This is a genomic window from Pseudofulvimonas gallinarii, from assembly GCF_004343305.1.
GTDB lineage: Bacteria > Pseudomonadota > Gammaproteobacteria > Xanthomonadales > UBA2363 > Pseudofulvimonas > Pseudofulvimonas gallinarii.
The window spans coordinates 12506-30857 of sequence record NZ_SMAF01000024.1 but is presented as its reverse complement, the minus strand read 5'-3'; the positions used below and the strand labels follow the sequence as shown (position 1 = coordinate 30857).

Below are 18352 nucleotides of genomic sequence, written 5' to 3'. Positions count from 1 at the left end.
CCCCGCTGCGCAGCGTGCTGCGGATCAGGGCGCGCGGCGGTAATCGACGACGTGGCAGGCGAAGGCGTGGCGCGTGTCGGCGTCGAGACGTTCTTCGCCGATGGCAATCCACTGCACAGGATCGAAATCCGGGAACCAGGCGTCTGCGTCGTCGATGGCGGTATCGACCCAGGTCAGGTGCAGGAACGAGGCGTGCGGCAGCGCCTGCTCGAAGACGTCGCCGCCGCCGATCACGAAGAGCGTGCGCGACCCGGCCATGGCGCGGGCGTCGTCCAGCGACGACACCGCCACCTGGCCGGTGAAGGGTGCGCGGCCGCTGCGCGTCAGCACCAGGTTGTCGCGACCGGGCAGTGCGAAGCCGATGCTTTCCGCCGTCTTCCGGCCCATCAGCACCGGCTGGCCCAGCGTCAGCCGCTTGAAGCGCTTCAGGTCTTTCGGCAGATGCCAGGGCAGGGCATTGCCGCGGCCGATCGCACGGTTGCGATCCAGTGCCGCCACCAGCGCCAGCGGCCCGCTCATACCGCCACCGGTGCCTTGATGGCGGGATGGAAGCGGTAGTCCTCGACGGCGATGTCCTCGAAGCGGAACGCGTCGATGTCTGTGACGCCCGGATTCAGCCGCAGGCGCGGCGGCGCATGTGGTTCGCGCCGCAGCTGTTCGTGCGCCTGCTCGACGTGGTTGTCGTACAGGTGCAGGTCGCCGAAGCTGTGCACGAAATCGCCGGCGGTGAGGCCGGTCACCTGCGCCACCATGTGCGTCAGCAGCGCGTAGCTGGCGATATTGAAGGGCACGCCCAGGAAGATGTCGGCGGAGCGCTGGTAGAGCTGGCAGCTCAGGCGGCCGTCGGCGACATGGAACTGGAACAGCGCGTGGCAGGGTTGCAGCGCCATGGCGTCGAGCTCGCCGACGTTCCAGGCGCTGACCAGCAGCCGCCGCGAATCGGGATTGCGACGGATTTCCCCGATCACGCGCTGGATCTGGTCGATCGAGCGGCCATCGGGCGTCGGCCAGGCGCGCCACTGGTAGCCGTACACCGGGCCGAGTCCGCCGTCCGCATTCGCCCATTCGTCCCAGATCGTGACGCCATGTTCGCGCAGGTAGGCGACATTCGTGTCGCCACGCAGGAACCACAGCAGTTCGTGGATGATGGACTTGAGGTGCAGCCGTTTGGTGGTCACCAGCGGGAAGCCCTGTGCCAGGTCGAAACGGATCTGGCGGCCGAACACGCTGCGCGTGCCGGTGCCCGTGCGGTCGCCCTTGGCGACACCGTTGTCGAGCACGTCGCGCAGCAGGTCGAGGTAGGTCTTCATGTCGGCCGCTCCGCTGGGCGAGGCATCGGCGACAGCGTCGGCGAGCGACGCGAGAGCCAGAGCAGCCAGAGGCCGACGGCGACCAGCGGCAGGCTCAGCAGCATGCCCATGGTCAGCCAGCCGCCGGCGATGAAGCCCAGGTGCGCATCCGGCTCGCGGACGAATTCGACGGCAAAACGGAACAGGCCGTACAGCAGCGCGAACATGCCGGACACCGCATACCGCGGCCGCGGCCGTGACGAGAACCACCACAGGATGGCAAACATCAGCGCGCCTTCCAGCGCCGCCTGGTACAGCTGCGAAGGATGTCGTGCCAGGCCTTCGAGCGCGCCGGAGGCCGCCAGCGATTGAAGCTCAGCGACCGGTACTGCCGGCACGCCCGGGGCGTGCGGAAAGATCACGCCGAGCGCGGAGCCGGTGCTGCGGCCCCAGAGTTCGCCACCGATGAAATTGCCGATGCGCCCGGCCAGCAGGCCCGTCGGCACCAGTGGCGCGACGAAGTCCACGGTGTCGAAGAAGTGCAGCTTGTGGCTGCGCGTCCACAACCACAGCGCGACCAGGACGCCGATCAGGCCGCCATGGAAGCTCATGCCGCCTTCCCAGACGCGGATGATCATCGCCGGGTCCGCGAGCCATTCGTTGAAGTTGTAGAAAAAGATGTAGCCGAGCCGGCCGCCCAGGATCACGCCCAGCATGCCGTGGAACAGCAGGTCGCCGAAGGCCTTGTCGCTGACCGGCAGGCGCCCCGCCGCCAGTCGGACCCGACCCAGCCACCAGGCCAGGCCGAACGCGACCAGGTACATCAGGCCGTACCAGTGGATGGAGAGCGGCCCGACGCTGATGGCGACCGGATCGATGGCGTGGACGTAAGGAGTCATGGGTTTCGCCGTGGCAAGGTCGCGATTATGCCGTGGACGCCCCCGGCTTCGCAGGAACTGGCCGGTCGGCGCCGCGCGCGGCTGGCGTAGAATGCCCGCACAGGTGCCGCCATGGGGTCGGCGCCGATCCAATCATCCCGGGAGATCGGTTCCATGAAGCAGTGGCGTGTGATGACGGTGGCAGCGCTGGTCTGTGCCGGTGGACTGGCAATGGCGCAGACGGCGGAGCAGCACGGCGAGGACATGCCGCTGGGCCGGCCCATCGGCATTGGCGCCGCGCTGGACAACGACAGCACCTGGACGGGTCGCTATGGCAAGTTCGAGGGGCGCGTCACCGAGGTCTGCCAGAACCGCGGCTGCTGGCTGGTGCTGGCCGAAGGCGACCGCCATGCGCGCGTCTTCACCGGGCACCGTTTTTTCCTGCCCCGGGATTTCCAGGGTGAGGCAGTGGTCTTCGGCCGGCTCGGCAAGCGCACGCTGAGCGAGGCGTTCGCGAAGCATCTCGCCGAGGATGGTGGTCGCGACCCGGACGAGGTCAGCGGCGAACAGGTCGAATACCGCATCGACGCACGCAGCATCCGGCTGCTGCCGGCGCCCTGAGCCCTGGCGGTCGCCATGATGCCCCGGATCACCGCTTTCTATCTCGCGCTGGCGGTCGTGCTGGTCATGCTGCTCACGGCCAGCGTCATTGCGCGCCGATTCGCCGCCCGGGCCGCCCTGGGCGACAACGGCGACCGCATCCTGGCCCGTCGCATCCGGGCGCACGCCAATGCGGTGGAATACCTGCCGCTGGCCCTGCTGCAGCTGCTGGTGCTGGAACTGATCTTGATTGCGCCGCTATGGCTGCATGTGTTCGGCGCCACCCTGTTGCTGGGCCGCGCGCTGCACGCGGTCGGCCTGAGCCGCAGCGGCGGGCCAGGCGCCTTGCGGATGGGCGGCATGATCCTGACGCTGCTGGCGATGGTGGCCATGGCGGTCGTGCTGCTCTACCAGTCGATCATGTGGTGGCTGACCGCGATCTAAGGTGTTCGATGCGCCGGTGGCAACGGCCGCACTGGCGCGACTTCCATGGGAGGTGGCAGATGGGAATCCGTTGGGGTTGGGCTCTGCTGATGGCGGGTCTGGCCGGCTGCGCCAGCCTGACGCCGGAGCAGTGCCATCAGGCCGACTGGTACGCGCTGGGTGAGCGGGACGCGCTGGGCGGCTTTGAGCCCGGTTCGATCAGCCGGCATGTCCGTGCCTGCGGCAAGGCCGGGGTGGTGCCCGACCACGGACTCTGGCGTGCCGGTTACCAGGATGCGTTGCCGCGCTTCTGCGCGCCGGACAACGGTTTCCGCCTGGGCGCGCGCGATGCCAACTATCACGGCCAGTGTCCGCAGGAACTGGACTACGGGTTCCTCGACGGCTACCGTCTCGGCCAGGACATTTACGACCTGCGCCGGCGCATCACTGAAGTGGAAGGGCGGATCTCCGAGCTGCGCGAGTCCATGAACGACGAACACGCCACCGATGTCAGCCGCGAGGCCGACCGGCACTGGCTGGATCACTACAAGGACGAGCGCCGGCGCCTGCAGCGACAGGTCTGGGACCTGGAGTCGCGCGCCCGCGAACGCGGCTATCCCGCCACGTACTGAAGGCGACGCATCCTCGCCGCTCCAGCGCGCTCGGCAGGCGTCGACCGTTGACCGCGACGGTGCCGTGCTGGCACCGTGCCGGTCATGCGTGAAACCAACCCCCTGGAACTTGAATTCGATTCGCTGGACGCGGCGCTGGCCGACGGCTGGCAGCTGGTCGACATCCGTACCGCGCAGGAGCGGCTGCAGCTGCCGGTGCCGGCGCCGCATCGCTGGGTGCCGATGGACGAGTTCCTCCGCGCGCCCGTCGATCCCGGGCCCGGCAGGCACCTTGTCATCTGCGCCCACGGTGTGCGCAGCCTTTATCTGGCGCAGTGGCTGCAGGCACAGGGCTTCGCGCAGGTCGCCTCGCTGCGCGGCGGGCTTGCCGGACTCGGCATCGGCCACTGAACGGCATGCGCGGCCGGACGATGGCCTGGCCCGCCATCGCCATTGCCATCGCCATTGCACGCCGGTCCGCGCCGGGTACCGGTTTACAACCGTTCGATCATCGAACGTGCCAGGGCGGTCGCCACGGCCTTGTTGCGATCCGGATCCTCTCCCAGGTCGACTTCCAGGGTGATGGCGCTGCCGTTGAGCAGTATGTGCAGCGCCTGTCCGTTCTTGCGCAGTTCCCACACCGCATCGTCCCCCAGGCCGGGGACATCCTCGATGGGCGAGACCTGCGCCAGTCCGGCGCCGAGGTCGCGGGCGACGGCCACGGCCGATGCATCCAGGCCACGGGCTTCGGCCTGCCTGACCGTCTCCGCCTGGATGCGCGCCACGGTTTCGGCATCGATCGCCTGGAAGCGGCTGCGGAAGAAGGCCGGCGTGATCCCGGAGCGGGGCACGCCCACGGTGATGCGATCGAAGGCGGGCACCTGCGATCCGGCATAGGCGATGGTGCGTCCGGTGTCCCACTCGTAGCGCAGCTGCAGGCCGCGGTTGTAGTTCACCGGGCGCGCGGTGGCGTTCTCGCGATCGGCGAGCCGGGTCGCGACGCCATGGGGCAGCAATTCATCCAGCCGGTCCATCCAGTCGGCGAATGAGGGACCGGACAAGGCGGCCGGCGCCTTGGCGAGGGCCGCGGCGGCATCGCCGGCAGGCGTTCGCGGTGCCGGATCCGGACGTCCGCCACAGCCGGCGAGTGCGGTAACAAAGGCGAGAATCAGCGGGCTGGATCGCATGGGAGCTCCCTGGAGTGATGGACCGTCATCCCCCTAACGCAGATCCCGGCGCCAGGCGGCCAGATCCGTCGATGTCCGGTTTGCCGGTCCATCCTGCGTACTGGAGGCATCCACCACCGGAGACCGTCCATGAAACTGCCTGCTTTCCTCGTCCTGTCGGCGCTGGCCGCCGCATTTCCCGCTTCGGCGCAGGAATCCGGTTCGGCCATGCTGGTGCTCGACGCCTCCGGCTCCATGTGGGGCCAGATCGACGGACGGACCAAGATCGAACTGGCGCGCGACGCCGTCGCCGGCCTGCTCGAGGACTGGCAGCCGGGCATGTCGCTGGGCCTGATGGCCTACGGCCACCGGCGCAAGGGTGATTGCGCCGATATCGAGGTGCTGAGGGAAGCGGACGGTTTCAATGCGGCCGCGCTGCGCGCCCAGGTGAATGCGCTGTCGCCGAAGGGCATGACGCCGATCACTGCTTCGGTCCGTGAAGCCGCCGCGCGCCTGCGCTTCGAGGAGCGCAGGGCGACCGTGATCCTGGTCAGCGATGGCGAGGAAACCTGCAACGCCGATCCCTGCGCGCTCGGCCGCGAGCTGGAGGAACTCGGCGTCGATTTCACCGCCCATGTCGTCGGCTTCGACATCCAGGACGGCAGCGCCGCGCACCGGCAGCTGCAGTGCCTGGCCGAAAGCACGGGCGGGCGCTATGTGCGCGCCGGCGATGGCCGGTCCCTGGTCGAGGCGCTGCAGTCCGTAGCAGTGGCGGAACCGCCGCCGGCCGCACCGGACCCGGCCATCCTCGCGCGTGAGGGCCAGGAATGGATGCCCGGGTTCGCGCTGGAACCCGACCTCGATGTCACGCTGGACAAGAACGCTGGCGCCACGGTCGGCCTGGACTTCGAAGTCGGTCAGCCTGCAGAGGACTGCAAGGCACAGTGCGACGCCAGCGCGACCTGCAAGGGCTGGCACTTCGAGCCCACCGGCAGCTTCTTCGTCGGCCATCCGCGCTGCCGTCTTTTCGGTGGCGGCTTTGCCGTGCGTCTGAAGCCCGAGGGATCGGACTGGGTGGCCGGCATCAAGCCGGGTGAAAAGCTGATCCTGGTGGAGGAGTCCGGGGAATGACCCTGAACGCGCGACTGATTGCCGTTCTTGCCGTTTCGACCCTCGTCGGCGCGCTTCATGCGCAGGAGTCAGCCCACACCCTGTTGTCCGAGGCCGAAATGGACGGCGGAATTCCGGCTGGCGCGTGGCAGGGCAACTGGCGGGTCGTGCGCGAAGATCCACGCGTCCACACCCGCGGCGGTGCCGAACTGGCGCGACTGCACGTCATCCACGATGCCGGCGCCCCGACCGCAGTGGTGCAGTGGGTGACCGGCCCGGCGGTCTGCGAAGACCCGCTGGCCGGGCCCTGCGAGTGGGTTGGCGCCCGTGGCGAGGCTGAAGCGGCTGCCGTGGCCGACACCGGCCTGTATGTCCTGATGCCGGTGTCGGCGGATGCCTCGGCGCCGCTGCTTCTGCATCTGTCGGCGCCCGTGGATGGCGCACGAGGCGTCGCGACCGACGGGCATCTGCACTACAGCCTGGTCGTGGAACGCGAAGCCGATTGAACGCGCCCCGTGCGGCGGCGAAGCCTGATCGATGCGCTCGCCGCCGCGGAAGCGTCCGGGCCGTCGGCCGGCGCATCTGGCGACCAGCGGTTGCCCTTCGGACGCTTCTTGATCTCGACGCCATCCGGGCCGCTGCATGCCGGGTGCAGATACTCGCGCCGCGAACCCGGGGCATTGCGCACGCGACGGGCAGCAACGCCCTCACCACGTCCGGCCGGTCGGTCGCCAGGCGTGCACGCCCCGGCCTCAGGCCCGCGGCCAACGTGGTGAAACGGGCGGCCCTCCTGCCAATCGATGCGCGACAACCGAGCCAAAGCCTGCGATGGCGGGAGGACGGGCCGGACGGGGGGCGGCGCGCCGCACCGGGTTCGGGTGGCGAAACCCTGTCCGTATGCGCGCCGCTTCATGCGCGATCGTGGCGTCGTGACTTCCCCGGCCAACGGGTCCGATGAAAACAGCAGGCGACACCCGCGCGCCTTGCCTTGTCGGGGCGTCTTGGCAATGCTGCACATCGCCGGGGACCGGGAGGATGGCAACGCGTGGGCGCAGAGATGACTGATCGGGAGACCTGGCAGCGCGTCGAAGCGCTGTTCGATGCCGCCTGGGAACGGCCGGCCGCCGAGCGGCGGGCGTGGTTGCAACGCCAGTCCTCCGGGCCGTCGATCATCGCCCAGGTCCTCAGCCTGCTTGATGCCGCGGAAGAAGCCGACGATTTCCTGGAAACGCCCGCCGCCGGACAGGACGAGTCCGAACCGCTGCTGGTGCCGGGCGAACGCGCCGGCTGCTGGCGGATCGAACGCGCCATCGGGCGTGGCGGCATGGGCGAGGTCTATGACGCGCAGCGCGATGACGGCCTGTTCGAACAGCGGGGCGCACTCAAGGTGATCACGGGCGCCGACGCCAGCGACTGGCAGCGCTTCGACGCCGAGCGCCAGATCCTCGCCAGCCTCGAACATCCCGGCATCGCGCGCCTGATCGACGGCGGGCTGCTGGCGACAGAGCGGCCTTTCATGGTGATGGAGTATGTCGACGGCCTGCCCATTGACGAATACTGCAGGCAGCGGCGGCTCCCGCTGCGTTCATGCATCCAGCTGGTGCGCCAGGTCGCCGCGGCGCTTGCCCATGCCCACGGCCGGCTGGTGGTGCACAGCGATCTCAAGCCGTCCAACATCCTCGTCGACGCCACCGGTCGGCCACGCCTGATCGATTTCGGCATCGCCCACCTGGTGGAAGGCGGCGGTGTCCACAGGCAGACGCGCCTGTCTCCCGACTATGCGGCGCCGGAACAGTTGCGCGATGGCGCGATCAGCACGGCAACCGATGTGTACGGCCTGGCCGCCGTACTCTTCAAGCTCGTGACCGGCGAACCGGTCCGCCGGACCGCCGGCCTGCCGACGCCCGTCGTCATGGCACGCATCGCCGATGCGGCGCCGGCTGCGGTATCGCAGTCGGGCAAGCTGGCGGAGGGCATCGCACGCGCCGAACACGGCCTGCTTGCCGATATCGATGCCATCCTCCGGAAAGCGCTCGCGCTTGATCCGGCAGCGCGTTACGCCAGCATCGAGGCCTTCGAAAAGGACCTCGCCCTTGCACTGGATCATCGGCCCGTCCGCGCGCGCCTGCACGAACGCGGCTACCTGGTGCGGCGCTGGCTGCGCCGGAACCTTCTGCCCATCTTGGCGACGACGGTGGTGGTGGCCAGCCTCGCCACCGGTCTGGCGATGGCAGTGGTGCAGGAGCGCGAAGCCTCCCGGCAGCGCGACGAAGCGGTGCGCGAACGCGCGCGCCTGGAAGCGATCCAGCAGGCGGTCTTCCACATGTTCCGCGTCGCTGGTGAATCGCGTGGCGCCGGCACGACCGCCAGTGAGGTGCTGGATGCGGCCGCGCAGCGCATCCAGGACGGCTATGCCCGCGACCCGGCCACGGCTGCGCCGACCCTGCATGCGCTGGGCGAACTGTATTTCCTGCTCAACGACTATGAAGCGGCGGCGCCGCTGCTGCGCCGCCTGGCGCAGGCCGAGCCCGGCTCGGTGGACGCGTCGCTGATCGCGGCGGCGCGTTACGACCTGGCGCAGGTGGAGCTTCGCCTTGGCGACACCGCTGCCGCCCGCGAACTGATCGCGCTGGCACAGGCGTTCTGGCAGTCCGACCCCGGACGCTGGCGTTCCAGGCTGGTGGACAGCCGCCTGGTGGAAGCGCAGCTGCTCAGGGAAGCGGGTGACACCGAAGGTGCCGTGCGCCTGCTGCAGGAAGGCCTGCAGGAACGCATCGAGTTGAGCGGCATCCGCCATCGCGAGACTGGCGTGTTCTACAACAACATCGGCGTGCAGAAGTTCGCGCTCGGCCAGTACGAGCCCGCGCGCGAGGCGTTCCGCACCGCCCGCGACATCTGGCAGGCCATCGAACTTGAACAGTCGCCGGATGCGCTCAACACCCTCAACAACTGGGGTGCGCTTGAAGTGACGGCCGGCGACTTCCTCGCCGCGGAGCCGCTGTTGCGCGAGGCGGTAGACCTTCGCCGGCGCAACTATGGCGCGTCGGCGGCGACGGCGGCGCTGTTGAACAACTATGGCAAGCTGCTCCTGCGCCTGGAGCGCGCGCCCGACGCCATTCCGGTGCTGGAGGAAGCGAGCGAGCAGGGCCAGCGGTTCGCGGGCAGCGGCAGCATGCTCCATATCGCCGCGCTGAGCGGACTGGCCGAAGCACAGCTCGGCGCCGGGCGCATTGCCGAGGCGCGGGACAGCGCACTGAAGGCGGGGCAGGCGGCGAGGGATCACCTGGGTGCGACCCATCCTGCGACGGCCCTGGCGAATCTCGCGCTTGCCCAGATCTACGCGCATGAAGGAGAAGCTGCCCGCGCCACCGCCTTGCTCGGGGACGTCGATGCCATCGCCGCGCAGTCCGGTCCCACCGGCGCGCGCCTTGCAGCGCAGGCGGCAGACGTCAGGAAACGTTATCGGCTGGAGGCGCCCCGGCCAACGCCTGGTACAGCCAGGCTTTCGCCTTGATCCAGTCGCGGCGCACCGTCCGCTCGGAGATGTCCAGCACGCGCGCGGTTTCCTCTTCCGAGTAGCCGGCGAAGAACCGGCACTCGATCAGGTGGGTCAGCCGCGGATTCAGTTGCGACAGCCGCTGCAGTGCTTCGTCCAGCTCGATCAGCTGCTCGTCGTTGGCGACCGGCGGTTCGAAGGGCAGTTCGTCGAGCGACTCGACGGCACCACCGCCGCGCTTGGCGGCCAGCTTCCGACGGGCGTGGTCGACCAGGATCTGTCGCATCGCCAGCGCCGCCGCCCTGAGGAAATGCGTCTCGCCCTGCCATGACGGGCTGCGGTAGAGCCGCAGGTAGGCCTCGTGGACCAGGGCCGTGGTCTGCAGGGTCTCGCCCGCGCGCAGCCGTCGCCGCTCGTGGCGCGCGCGCGTGCGCAGCTCGTCGAACAGCAGCGGCATCATCTGCTGCGCGGTCATCCGCACATCATGCGGATGATCGGTGCTGTCGAGCGGCCCGGCGCGCGCGCCGTCGGTATCCGATCCCGTCACGGACACCAGTGCACCTGCAGCGGGCCGTGGCCGGCCAATGCACAGCGAACCGACATGGAGCGCCAGTCTTCGTCGGTGAGTGCCTGTTCGAAGCTGCGCCGCCGGCTGGCACCCTGCAGGACCAGGAAACGCTGCCGCGCCGACTGGATCAGCGCTGGCGTCACCGTGATGCGCGTCGGCCAGCGACCCGCGCCTTCGCAGCCGAGCGCATCGATGGCGGCGTAAGGCTCGCTGCTGGCCAGCGCGTGGTCGATGCCACCGGCACGGGCGAAGAGGCCGGCGACATGGCCGTCATCGTCCATGCCCAGGACAACGGCGGACGGCACCATCGCCATCTCCTGCAGCTGCCGGGCGGCCTCGCGCGCAGCGAGATCCGGATCATCCAGGCGTTGCACCAACGGCAGCAGGGTCGCGTGCGCGGCCAGCCCGGTGAGCAGGGTGCCGCGGATCGCGGTTTCGTTGCTGTGCGTACTGCCCGGCGTCGTCCAGCGTTCTTCGGCCAGCGCGATGGTCACGCGATGCCAGGGCAGCGGCGCGGCGGCCAGCTTGCGGTAGATCGTGAGCGCGGTGTTGCCAGCGGCGACCACGAGCAGGGCGCGGCCCTCGTTTTCCAGGCCCTCCTGCAGCGCGGTGGCGACGGCATCGGCGGCGCGCCGCGCCCAGGCCTCCCGGTTGCCGTCGGCGTACCAGCGGACGGGATGGCTGCGAATCGCGTTGGGAAGTTCGATCATCAGGCGGCCAGTGGGTTGCTCTTGCTTGGAGTTCTACTCGTACTGCCGCCCGTCGTCGAGCCGGCGGCCATCGATGCCGTGGCGTGCGAAGAACAGGGCGGCGTAGACGCGCGGGTCGACATGCAGACCTTCCCGCATCTTTGCCGCGAGGAAGGTGCAGACCTCGGGCAGCGGTACCAGATGGACGGTGATGTCCTCGTTGCCATCGCCGCCGCCGGCATGGACGCGGCGCAGGCCGGTGGCGCGAACGAACGTCAGCTGCTCGCTGGTCATGCCCGGAGAACCCGGACCGGTCATGATCAGCGCGACATGATCGGCATCGAAGCCGGTTTCCTCGAGCAGTTCGCGGCGCGCGGCTTCGAGGATGTCCTCTTCGCCGGGCTGGTCGCCGGCCAGGCCCGCCGGATTCTCGATGGCGCGGCCCGAAAGGGGTTCGCGGTACTGCTCGACCAGCACGAAGCGGTCGTCGTCGGTGACGGCGACGATCACCGCCGCCCCGTGGGCGTTGACGCGCTCGGCGAACTCCCAGCGACCGCGGCGGCGCAGGGCGACGAAACGGCCCTCGTACAACGATTCGGTCGCGGTGTCGGCGGTTTGGCCGGTGTTGCGCTCCACTGCGGTATCCTTCGCCCCCGTCGGCATCCCGGACATGCTATCCCACATTGTCTCCGCCTGTTCGGATGCACGCCCGGAACCCAGGCCGGTTCCCGCTGTCCACCTCGCAGACACTCCAGTCTATTCAAGGTCCTGAACATATGAGTACAACAATTGCCCGGGCGCTGATGGCCGCGCTGGTCGGCCTGCTCCCGCTGCACGCATTCGCCCAGGGCGGCGACGCACCCTCCGATGTGCCGGAAATCCCGCTCGAGCAGGTGCAGGACACCGGCATGCTGGTCGGCCTGGCACAGCAGGCAGAGCGCAGCCAGGACTGGCAGGCCGCGGCGCGGATCTGGAAGCGGCTGACCGTACTGCGACCGCATCGCGGCGATTACCTGTACAACACCGCCGCGATGTATGCGCTGCTGGACCAGAAGACGCCGGCGTACGACGCGCTGTTGAAGTTGCAGACGTCCGGTCATGCCTATCGCCTCGACCAGGACAACCGGTTCGCCAACATCCATGGCACCGAATTGTGGGAGTACCTCGTTACCCTCAACAACGGTGCGCTGGATGTGTCCTTCGGCGAGGGGTCGGTGGCATTCGAACTGCCGGCCTCAGACCTCCTGCTGGACTCAATGACGTATGACCCGAACGGCAATGCATTCCTGTTCGGCAGCGCCCGAGATGGCAAGGTGTACCGCCGCAAGGAAGATGGCAGCCTGGAGGCCTGGGTCGAGCCGGATCCGGAGAACGCTGGCGCCATCACGGCGATGACCGTCGATGCGCGCAACAGCATCCTCTGGGTCGCCACCGCTGGAATACCGCACTTCAAGGGCTTCTCGGCCTCCCAAGCGGGCAAGGCACACCTCGTCAAGTATGACCTGCGCAACGGCCAACGGCAGGCGACCTATGCCTTCCCGAATGACCGCCTGCCGCATGTGCCAACTGTGCTGACGGTTGCCGACAATGGTCACGTCTTTATCGGTGAAGGCCTCCGTGGCCAGCTGTTCCGGTTCGATGGCCAGCAGATCCAGCCGCTGCTCGCCGAGCCCAAGCTGGGTGGCATTCGCGGCCTCGCGCTGCCGGGAAGCGGTCGCGTGTTGTATTTCGCCGATGTCGACCAGGGCATTTTCGGCCTCGACCTTGCCCGCAGCACGGCCTTCGATTTGAAGCTGCCGAAGAACGTGACCCTGTCAGGCGTCGAAGGGCTGTATGTCTACGAGGACCAGCTGGTCGCGGTGCAAAGCGGCATGTCGCCGCGTCGCGTCATGCGGCTGAAGCTCACTGAGGACGGCATGTCGGTGGACCAAGGCACGCCGATCGAGGCCAACAACCCGGCCTTCGAGGCGCCTACGTGGGGCGTCGTGCATGGCGACGAGCTCTATTTCATAGCCAACTCTCAGCGCAGCCACTACGACGGCTATGGCTTACCGAAGTCGAGCGCGGGCAAGGAAACACTCAAGATCTTCCGTACGCCGATCCGTTTCAACTGGGATTTCAAGCCGCCGCAGATGCCGGAAGGCGTGCGTGAGCGCTTGCTCGGCAAGCCACCTGGGCAATAAGCGCCTGACAGTCTAAATCGGGCCGGTCTGTGTGTCCTGCCCGATGGCCTCAGGGCCGGCTGTAGACCACGCCGGCCTTCATCACGAATCCGACCCGGCGCATCAGGCTGATGTCCGCCGTGGGATCGCCGGTCACGGCGACGATATCGGCCCACTTCCCTGCGGTGATGCTCCCCAGCTCGTCCCAGCGGTCGAGCAGCTGGGCCGCGTTGCGCGTGGCGCTCTGGATCGCCGCCGCGGCCGGCATGCCGGCTTCCACCATCAGCTCGAATTCGCGCGCGTTGTCGCCGTGGTAGAACACGCCGGCGTCGGTGCCAAAGGCGATCTTCACGCCCGCCTGCCAGGCGCGGCCGAAGGTGCGCTGGATCTGCGGCCCGACCGCCAGGGCCTTTGGCCGGACGATTTCCGGGTAGTAGCCCGGCTGCGCGGCGCGTTCGGCGACGAAGACGCCGGCGCTGATCGTCGGCACGTACCAGGTCCCTTTCTCCTTCATCAGCGCGATGACGCGGTCGGACATGTAGGTGCCATGTTCGATCGAGTCGACGCCGGCGGCAACGGCGCGGCGGATGCCTTCCTCGCCATGCGCGTGGGCGGCCACGCGGTATCCGTAGTCGCGCGCGGTCTCGACGATCGCACGGATCTCGTCTTCCATGAACTGCGGGTTGTCACCGCTGCGCGCGAACGACAGCACGCCACCGGTGGCGGTGATCTTGATCAGGTCGGAACCTTCCTTGTAGCGCTGGCGGACGGCGCGGCGGGCTTCGATCGGGCCGGCGACGACGCCGTCTTCCGGTCCCGGATAACCCAGCGAGGCGGCGAGTTCGCGACTGATGCCGTTGCGCGGGTCGGCATGGCCGCCGGTGGTGGCGATCGACTTGCCGGCGGCAAGGATGCGCGGCCCGCGGACCAGGCCCTGGTCGATCGCGTTGCGCAAACCCTGGGTGCGCTCGCCACCGAGGTCGCGGACGGTGGTGAATCCGGCCAGCAGCGTCTTCTCGGCGTAGCCGACCGAGCGGTAGGCGTGGTCTTCGGGATTGAGCCGGAAGCCTTCCGCGTAGGCTTGCGGGCTGGTCTGGCTGCCGAGGTGGACATGGGAGTCGATCAGGCCCGGCAGGCAGGTGTGTGCGCGCAGGTCGATGCGCTCGACGCCCTCCTGGGCCGGCACCGACGTGGCGACGGATTCGATGCGGCCATCGCGGACGACGATGCTGCGCGGCCCGGTGAGGCGCGCGTTTTCGGCATCGAATACATGGCCGCAGTCGATGATGGTGACGGAGCCGGCAGCCTGCGCCGTGAAAGGCAGCAGGGCGGCGACGAGCAAGGCAAGGCGCATGGCTTTCTCCCTCGGTGAGCCAGCGCCAAAGATAGCGCGGCGCCGCGTGGGGCCCGATGGCCTGCGCCGGGCCGCCGCCGGTCAGCGACAGGCCGACTGGCGGGCTGGCGAGCGGGCGGGCCTCAGGCGGATGGGCGCTTCTTGCGGATGTAGAGCTGCTTGCGGACGCGTGCGATCACTTTGCCCGTGCCGTCCACGACATCGGTGTCGAACCAGCGCAGATGGCGATGCCCGTCGGCCGTGGCGGCGCGAAGTTCCTCCACCGTTTCGCCGTCGAGCTCGAAACGGGCGTGGACATCACTGCGCCCCGGCGCCACGAAGTCGATTTCCGCCGCCTTGTCCCAGACCACGTAGTCGCGGCCCAGGCGCTGCATGACCAGCAGCATCCAGAACGGATCGGTCATGGCGAACAGGCTGCCGCCGAAATGGGTGCCGACGGCATTGCGGTTGTACCAGCGCCGGCGAAGGACCACCTCGGCACGGGAATAGTCGGCGGCGATCGCCCGGACGCGGACGCCGGTGAACAGGAACGGCGGCCACAGGTTGAGGATCCAGCGCATGCGGCGGGCGGAGACGTACATCGGGCGGGGCGGCTCCGGGGCGATGGCCGGGCCGTGCTGGACGGCCGGCAGGGGCGGGCGAGGTTGGCGGTTATTGTGCAGTGCGCTAGGCTGCGCGGTCCACGTTCAGCACACCGGTACCGTCATGCAGGAGCAGTACGAAGCCGCCGCCCTCGAGGCCGCCGCACAGGATTATTGGACGCGTACGCGCGCCTTCGAGGTCAAGGAGGACCCGGCGCGGCCGAAGTATTTCTGCCTGTCGATGCTGCCGTACCCGTCCGGCGCCCTGCACATGGGCCACGTGCGCAACTACACCATCGGCGACGTGATCAGCCGCTACCAGCGCATGCTCGGCAGGAACGTGCTGCAGCCGATGGGCTGGGATGCCTTCGGCCTGCCGGCCGAAAACGCCGCCATCAGGAACAACACCGCGCCGGCGAAGTGGACTTACGCGAACATCGAGCACATGCGCGAGCAGCTGCGTGCGCTCGGCTACGCCATCGACTGGTCGCGCGAATTCGCCACCTGCCGTCCGGACTACTACGTTCACGAGCAGCGGATGTTCGTGCGCCTGTTCAGGAAGGGGCTGGTGTATCGCAAGAACAGCGTCGTCAACTGGGACCCGGTGGACCAGACGGTGCTGGCCAACGAGCAGGTCATCGACGGCCGCGGCTGGCGCTCGGGCGCGCTGGTGGAGAAACGTGAGATTCCGCAGTGGTTCCTGAAGATCACCGACTACGCACAGGAGCTGCTGGACGATCTCGACCGCCTGGAAGGCTGGCCGGAATCGGTGAAGACGATGCAGCGCAACTGGATCGGGCGCAGCGAAGGCCTGGAGATCACCTTCAATGTGCGGGATGCCGAGGGCAATGATCTTGATCCGGTCACCGTCTTCACGACGCGCCCGGACACGCTGATGGGCGTGACGTTCATCTCCATTGCCGCCGAACATCCGCTGGCCCAGCGTGCGCGCCAGGACAAGCCGATGCTCGGCGACTTCATCGAAGAGCTGCGCAAGGGTGGCGTTTCCGAGGCGGAACTTGAAACGCAGGAAAAGCGCGGCATGGATACCGGCCTGCGCGCCATCCATCCGGTTACCGGCGAGGAGTTGCCGGTGTTCGTCGCCAACTTCGTGCTGATGAACTATGGCACCGGCGCCGTCATGGCCGTGCCCGGCCATGACCAGCGCGACTGGGAATTCGCCCAGGCTTACAGCCTGCCGGTGCGCATGGTGATCGTCGATGGCGGCGTGCGCGACGCCATCCGCGAGATCGGCCACGACCTGGCCAGTGGCGTCGGCGCCGATCCGATGCGCCAGGCACTGTCGGCCGGCAGCACGATCGATGCACACACCCTGGATGCGGCCGTGCACACCGTCGAGCGTTTCGAGCTGTCGATCGCCGAACAGGGCGCCTACACCGAGCGCGGCTGGCTGGTGAACTCCGGGGAATTCGACGGCCTGGATTTCCAGCAGGCCTTTGACGCCATCGCTGCGCGACTGGAAGCCGAAGGTGTCGGGCGTCGCCGCGTCAACTACCGCCTGCGCGACTGGGGCGTCAGCCGCCAGCGCTACTGGGGCTGTCCGATCCCGATGATCCACTGCGCCCGCTGCGGCGACGTGCCGGTGCCGGAAGACCAGTTGCCGGTGCGGTTGCCCGAGGACGTGGCGTTCTCCGGCGTCACTTCGCCGATCAAGGCCGATCCGGAATGGCGGAAGACCACCTGTCCGCACTGCGGCGGCGCCGCCGAACGCGAGACCGACACCTTCGATACCTTCATGGAATCGAGCTGGTACTACGCGCGCTACACCAGCCCGGGCGCGGACGACATTGTCGACGAGCGCGCCAATTACTGGCTCCCGGTGGACCAGTACATCGGCGGCATCGAGCACGCCATCCTGCACCTGCTGTATTTCCGCTTCTACCACAAGCTGCTGCGCGACTGTGGCTTCGTCGGCAGCGACGAACCGGCGGTCAATCTCCTCTGCCAGGGCATGGTCGTGGCGGAAACCTTCTTCCGGGACATGGCGAACGGCGGCAAGGAATGGATCAATCCCGCCGACGTCGACATCCAGCGCGATGAGCGTGGTCGCGTCACCGGCGCGACGCTGCGCAGTGACGGCGCGCCGGTGAGCATCGGCGCCACCGAAAAGATGTCCAAGTCGAAGAACAACGGTGTCGACCCGCAGGCGATGGTGGCGCGCTACGGCGCCGACACGGTCCGCCTGTTCTCGATGTTCGCGGCGCCGCCCGACCAGGGGCTGGAATGGAACGAGGCGGGTGTCGAAGGCATGGCGCGCTTCCTGCGGCGTCTGTGGTCGCAGGTGCGCCGCCATGTCGCGGCCGGCCCCGCGCCGGCGCTGGATGTCGCCGCGCTGACGCCGGCACAGCGCGACCTGCGCCGCAAGCTGCACGAAACCATCGTCAAGGTCGGTGACGACTTCGGTCGCCGCCTGGCGTTCAACACCGCCATCGCCGCGGTGATGGAACTGATGAATGCGCTGGCGAAGGCCGATGACGGCAGCGAGCAGGGACGCGCTCTGGCGCAGGAAGCCTGGGAGACCATCACCCTGCTGCTGAACCCGATCGCACCGCACGTCTGCCACGGCCTTTGGCAGGCGCTTGGGCACGGCGAAACCCTGGTCGACGACCAGCCGTTCCCGAAGGCCGACCCGGGGGCGCTGCAGCGCGCCGCGGTGACGCTGGCGGTGCAGGTCAACGGCAAGCTGCGCGCGACCATGGACGTGGCGGTCGATGCCGACCGCGACGGCGTGCAGGCGCAGGCACTTGCCTTGCCGGAAGTGATCCGCTTCCTCGACGGCCAGGCGCCGAAGAAGGTGATCGTCGTGCCGGGCAAGATCGTCAACATCGTGGTCTGAGTACGGACCGCATCGTGACCCTTCGAAGGAGCTTCGCCAACGTGTCCGTCCTGAAGCTGCGCGTCCCCTTCCTCGTCCTGGCCTGCGCCCTCCTGCTGGCCAGCTGCGGTTTCAAACTGCGCGGCGAAGCCGACCTTCCGGACAGCCTGCGCCAGTTGCGCCTGGACATGGCCGACACCGGGCCGCGCATCAAGCGCGAACTGGTGGCCGCGCTGGAGCGGGCCGGCGTCAGGCTGATGCCCGCCGATGCCCTGGACGTGGCCGTGCTGCGCGTCCCGGTCAACCGGGCCTATTCCGAAGCCCTGACCATCAGCGAGCAGGCGCGCGTGCGCGAGTACGCCGTCCGCCATCGCGTCGAGTTCGAGGTGCTGGGCGCCGACGGCAGCCTTCTGATGCCGAAGCAGGTGATCCTGCTGGAGCGCGACTTCGTCTTCGACGAGCGCGACGCGCTGGGCGTCGCCGGCCAGGAGGAAGCCCTGCGTGGTGACCTCGAACGCGAGATGGTGCGTGCGATCCTGCGCCGCATCGAAGCGGTGGGCACGAGCCTGCCGTGAACGTTCCGAAGTCC

General features: G+C 68.5%; 19 protein-coding genes. 10 read left to right on the top strand and 9 right to left on the bottom strand.

Annotated elements, in window-relative coordinates:
• Positions 1 to 24: 24 nt before the first annotated feature.
• Genes EDC25_RS12450 through lgt form a run of 3 tightly spaced genes read right to left on the bottom strand, consistent with a single transcriptional unit; the run spans position 25 to position 2188 of the window.
• Positions 25 to 519 carry a dihydrofolate reductase gene (locus EDC25_RS12450; protein WP_123521005.1) on the bottom strand — a complete coding sequence of 165 codons (495 nt, stop codon included), beginning with the start codon at positions 517 to 519 and terminating at the stop codon, positions 25 to 27.
• Entirely contained in the window at positions 516 to 1310 is a 795-nt protein-coding gene (locus EDC25_RS12445) for a thymidylate synthase (RefSeq protein ID WP_123521006.1), read from the bottom strand. Before EDC25_RS12445 ends, EDC25_RS12450 begins: the two co-directional genes overlap by 4 nt.
• Entirely contained in the window at positions 1307 to 2188 is an 882-nt protein-coding gene (gene lgt / locus EDC25_RS12440) for a prolipoprotein diacylglyceryl transferase (RefSeq protein ID WP_123521007.1), read from the bottom strand. Before lgt ends, EDC25_RS12445 begins: the two co-directional genes overlap by 4 nt.
• Before the next feature lie 153 nt (positions 2189 to 2341).
• On the opposite strand from lgt, the gene EDC25_RS12435 reads away from it, so the two are divergent.
• The 4 genes from EDC25_RS12435 to EDC25_RS12420 all read left to right on the top strand — a co-directional run bounded on the left by EDC25_RS12435 (position 2342) and on the right by EDC25_RS12420 (position 4212).
• Positions 2342 to 2788: a DUF4920 domain-containing protein gene (locus EDC25_RS12435; RefSeq protein WP_164483901.1), complete on the top strand. Its 447-nt coding sequence runs from the start codon at positions 2342 to 2344 to the stop codon at positions 2786 to 2788.
• 15 nt (positions 2789 to 2803) lie between these two features.
• Positions 2804 to 3211 (top strand): MAPEG family protein, encoded by a 408-nt coding sequence (locus EDC25_RS12430; protein ID WP_123521009.1) that lies wholly within the window; start codon positions 2804 to 2806, stop codon positions 3209 to 3211.
• 59 nt (positions 3212 to 3270) lie between these two features.
• Positions 3271 to 3822 (top strand): DUF2799 domain-containing protein, encoded by a 552-nt coding sequence (locus EDC25_RS12425; protein WP_164483902.1) that lies wholly within the window; start codon positions 3271 to 3273, stop codon positions 3820 to 3822.
• An 84-nt stretch (positions 3823 to 3906) separates the two neighbouring features.
• Positions 3907 to 4212 (top strand): rhodanese-like domain-containing protein, encoded by a 306-nt coding sequence (locus EDC25_RS12420; RefSeq protein WP_123521011.1) that lies wholly within the window; start codon positions 3907 to 3909, stop codon positions 4210 to 4212.
• An 83-nt stretch (positions 4213 to 4295) separates the two neighbouring features.
• Here EDC25_RS12420 and EDC25_RS12415 read toward each other — a convergent pair whose 3' ends face one another.
• The gene (locus EDC25_RS12415; RefSeq protein ID WP_123521012.1) at positions 4296 to 4988 is read right to left on the bottom strand and encodes a hypothetical protein; all 693 of its coding nucleotides are present in this window, start codon (positions 4986 to 4988) and stop codon (positions 4296 to 4298) included.
• A gap of 129 nt (positions 4989 to 5117) precedes the next feature.
• Between EDC25_RS12415 and EDC25_RS12410 the strand changes: the two genes are divergently transcribed.
• The 3 genes from EDC25_RS12410 (at position 5118) to EDC25_RS12395 (ending at position 9591) form a co-directional block, all read left to right on the top strand.
• Positions 5118 to 6098: a vWA domain-containing protein gene (locus tag EDC25_RS12410; RefSeq protein ID WP_123521013.1), complete on the top strand. Its 981-nt coding sequence runs from the start codon at positions 5118 to 5120 to the stop codon at positions 6096 to 6098.
• Positions 6095 to 6583: a hypothetical protein gene (locus EDC25_RS12405; RefSeq protein ID WP_123521014.1), complete on the top strand. Its 489-nt coding sequence runs from the start codon at positions 6095 to 6097 to the stop codon at positions 6581 to 6583. The genes EDC25_RS12410 and EDC25_RS12405 overlap by 4 nt, the downstream gene beginning before the upstream one ends.
• Positions 6584 to 7134: 551 nt before the next feature.
• The gene (locus EDC25_RS12395) at positions 7135 to 9591 is read left to right on the top strand and encodes a serine/threonine-protein kinase (RefSeq protein ID WP_123521016.1); all 2457 of its coding nucleotides are present in this window, start codon (positions 7135 to 7137) and stop codon (positions 9589 to 9591) included.
• Here EDC25_RS12395 and EDC25_RS12390 read toward each other — a convergent pair.
• The 3 genes from EDC25_RS12390 to EDC25_RS12380 all read right to left on the bottom strand — a co-directional run bounded on the left by EDC25_RS12390 (position 9527) and on the right by EDC25_RS12380 (position 11466).
• On the bottom strand, positions 9527 to 10048 hold the full coding sequence (locus EDC25_RS12390; RefSeq protein WP_123521034.1) for an ECF-type sigma factor: 522 nt from the start codon (positions 10046 to 10048) through the stop codon (positions 9527 to 9529). The two genes, EDC25_RS12395 and EDC25_RS12390, sit on opposite strands and share 65 nt — an antisense overlap.
• 68 nt (positions 10049 to 10116) lie before the next feature.
• A complete protein-coding gene (locus EDC25_RS12385) occupies positions 10117 to 10851 on the bottom strand; it encodes a 6-phosphogluconolactonase (RefSeq protein ID WP_123521017.1) in 735 nt (244 codons plus the stop codon).
• A 33-nt stretch (positions 10852 to 10884) separates the two neighbouring features.
• Positions 10885 to 11466 carry an NUDIX hydrolase gene (locus tag EDC25_RS12380; protein ID WP_240639576.1) on the bottom strand — a complete coding sequence of 194 codons (582 nt, stop codon included), beginning with the start codon at positions 11464 to 11466 and terminating at the stop codon, positions 10885 to 10887.
• Between the two features lie 140 nt (positions 11467 to 11606).
• On the opposite strand from EDC25_RS12380, the gene EDC25_RS12375 reads away from it, so the two are divergent.
• A complete protein-coding gene (locus EDC25_RS12375; protein ID WP_132577556.1) occupies positions 11607 to 13013 on the top strand; it encodes an NHL repeat-containing protein in 1407 nt (468 codons plus the stop codon).
• A gap of 49 nt (positions 13014 to 13062) precedes the next feature.
• Here the strand turns inward: EDC25_RS12375 and EDC25_RS12370 are convergent, their stop codons facing one another.
• Complete coding sequence (locus tag EDC25_RS12370) at positions 13063 to 14346, bottom strand: metal-dependent hydrolase family protein (protein ID WP_123521020.1); 1284 nt, start codon at positions 14344 to 14346, stop codon at positions 13063 to 13065.
• A gap of 122 nt (positions 14347 to 14468) precedes the next feature.
• The gene (locus EDC25_RS12365; RefSeq protein WP_123521021.1) at positions 14469 to 14927 is read right to left on the bottom strand and encodes a DUF4442 domain-containing protein; all 459 of its coding nucleotides are present in this window, start codon (positions 14925 to 14927) and stop codon (positions 14469 to 14471) included.
• Between the two features lie 124 nt (positions 14928 to 15051).
• Between EDC25_RS12365 and leuS the strand changes: the two genes are divergently transcribed.
• Both leuS and EDC25_RS12355 read left to right on the top strand, forming a co-directional pair.
• Positions 15052 to 17784 (top strand): leucine--tRNA ligase, encoded by a 2733-nt coding sequence (gene leuS, locus EDC25_RS12360; protein WP_123521022.1) that lies wholly within the window; start codon positions 15052 to 15054, stop codon positions 17782 to 17784.
• A gap of 14 nt (positions 17785 to 17798) precedes the next feature.
• On the top strand, positions 17799 to 18338 hold the full coding sequence (locus EDC25_RS12355) for an LPS-assembly lipoprotein LptE (protein ID WP_164483903.1): 540 nt from the start codon (positions 17799 to 17801) through the stop codon (positions 18336 to 18338).
• The last annotated feature ends 14 nt before the right edge of the window (positions 18339 to 18352 follow it).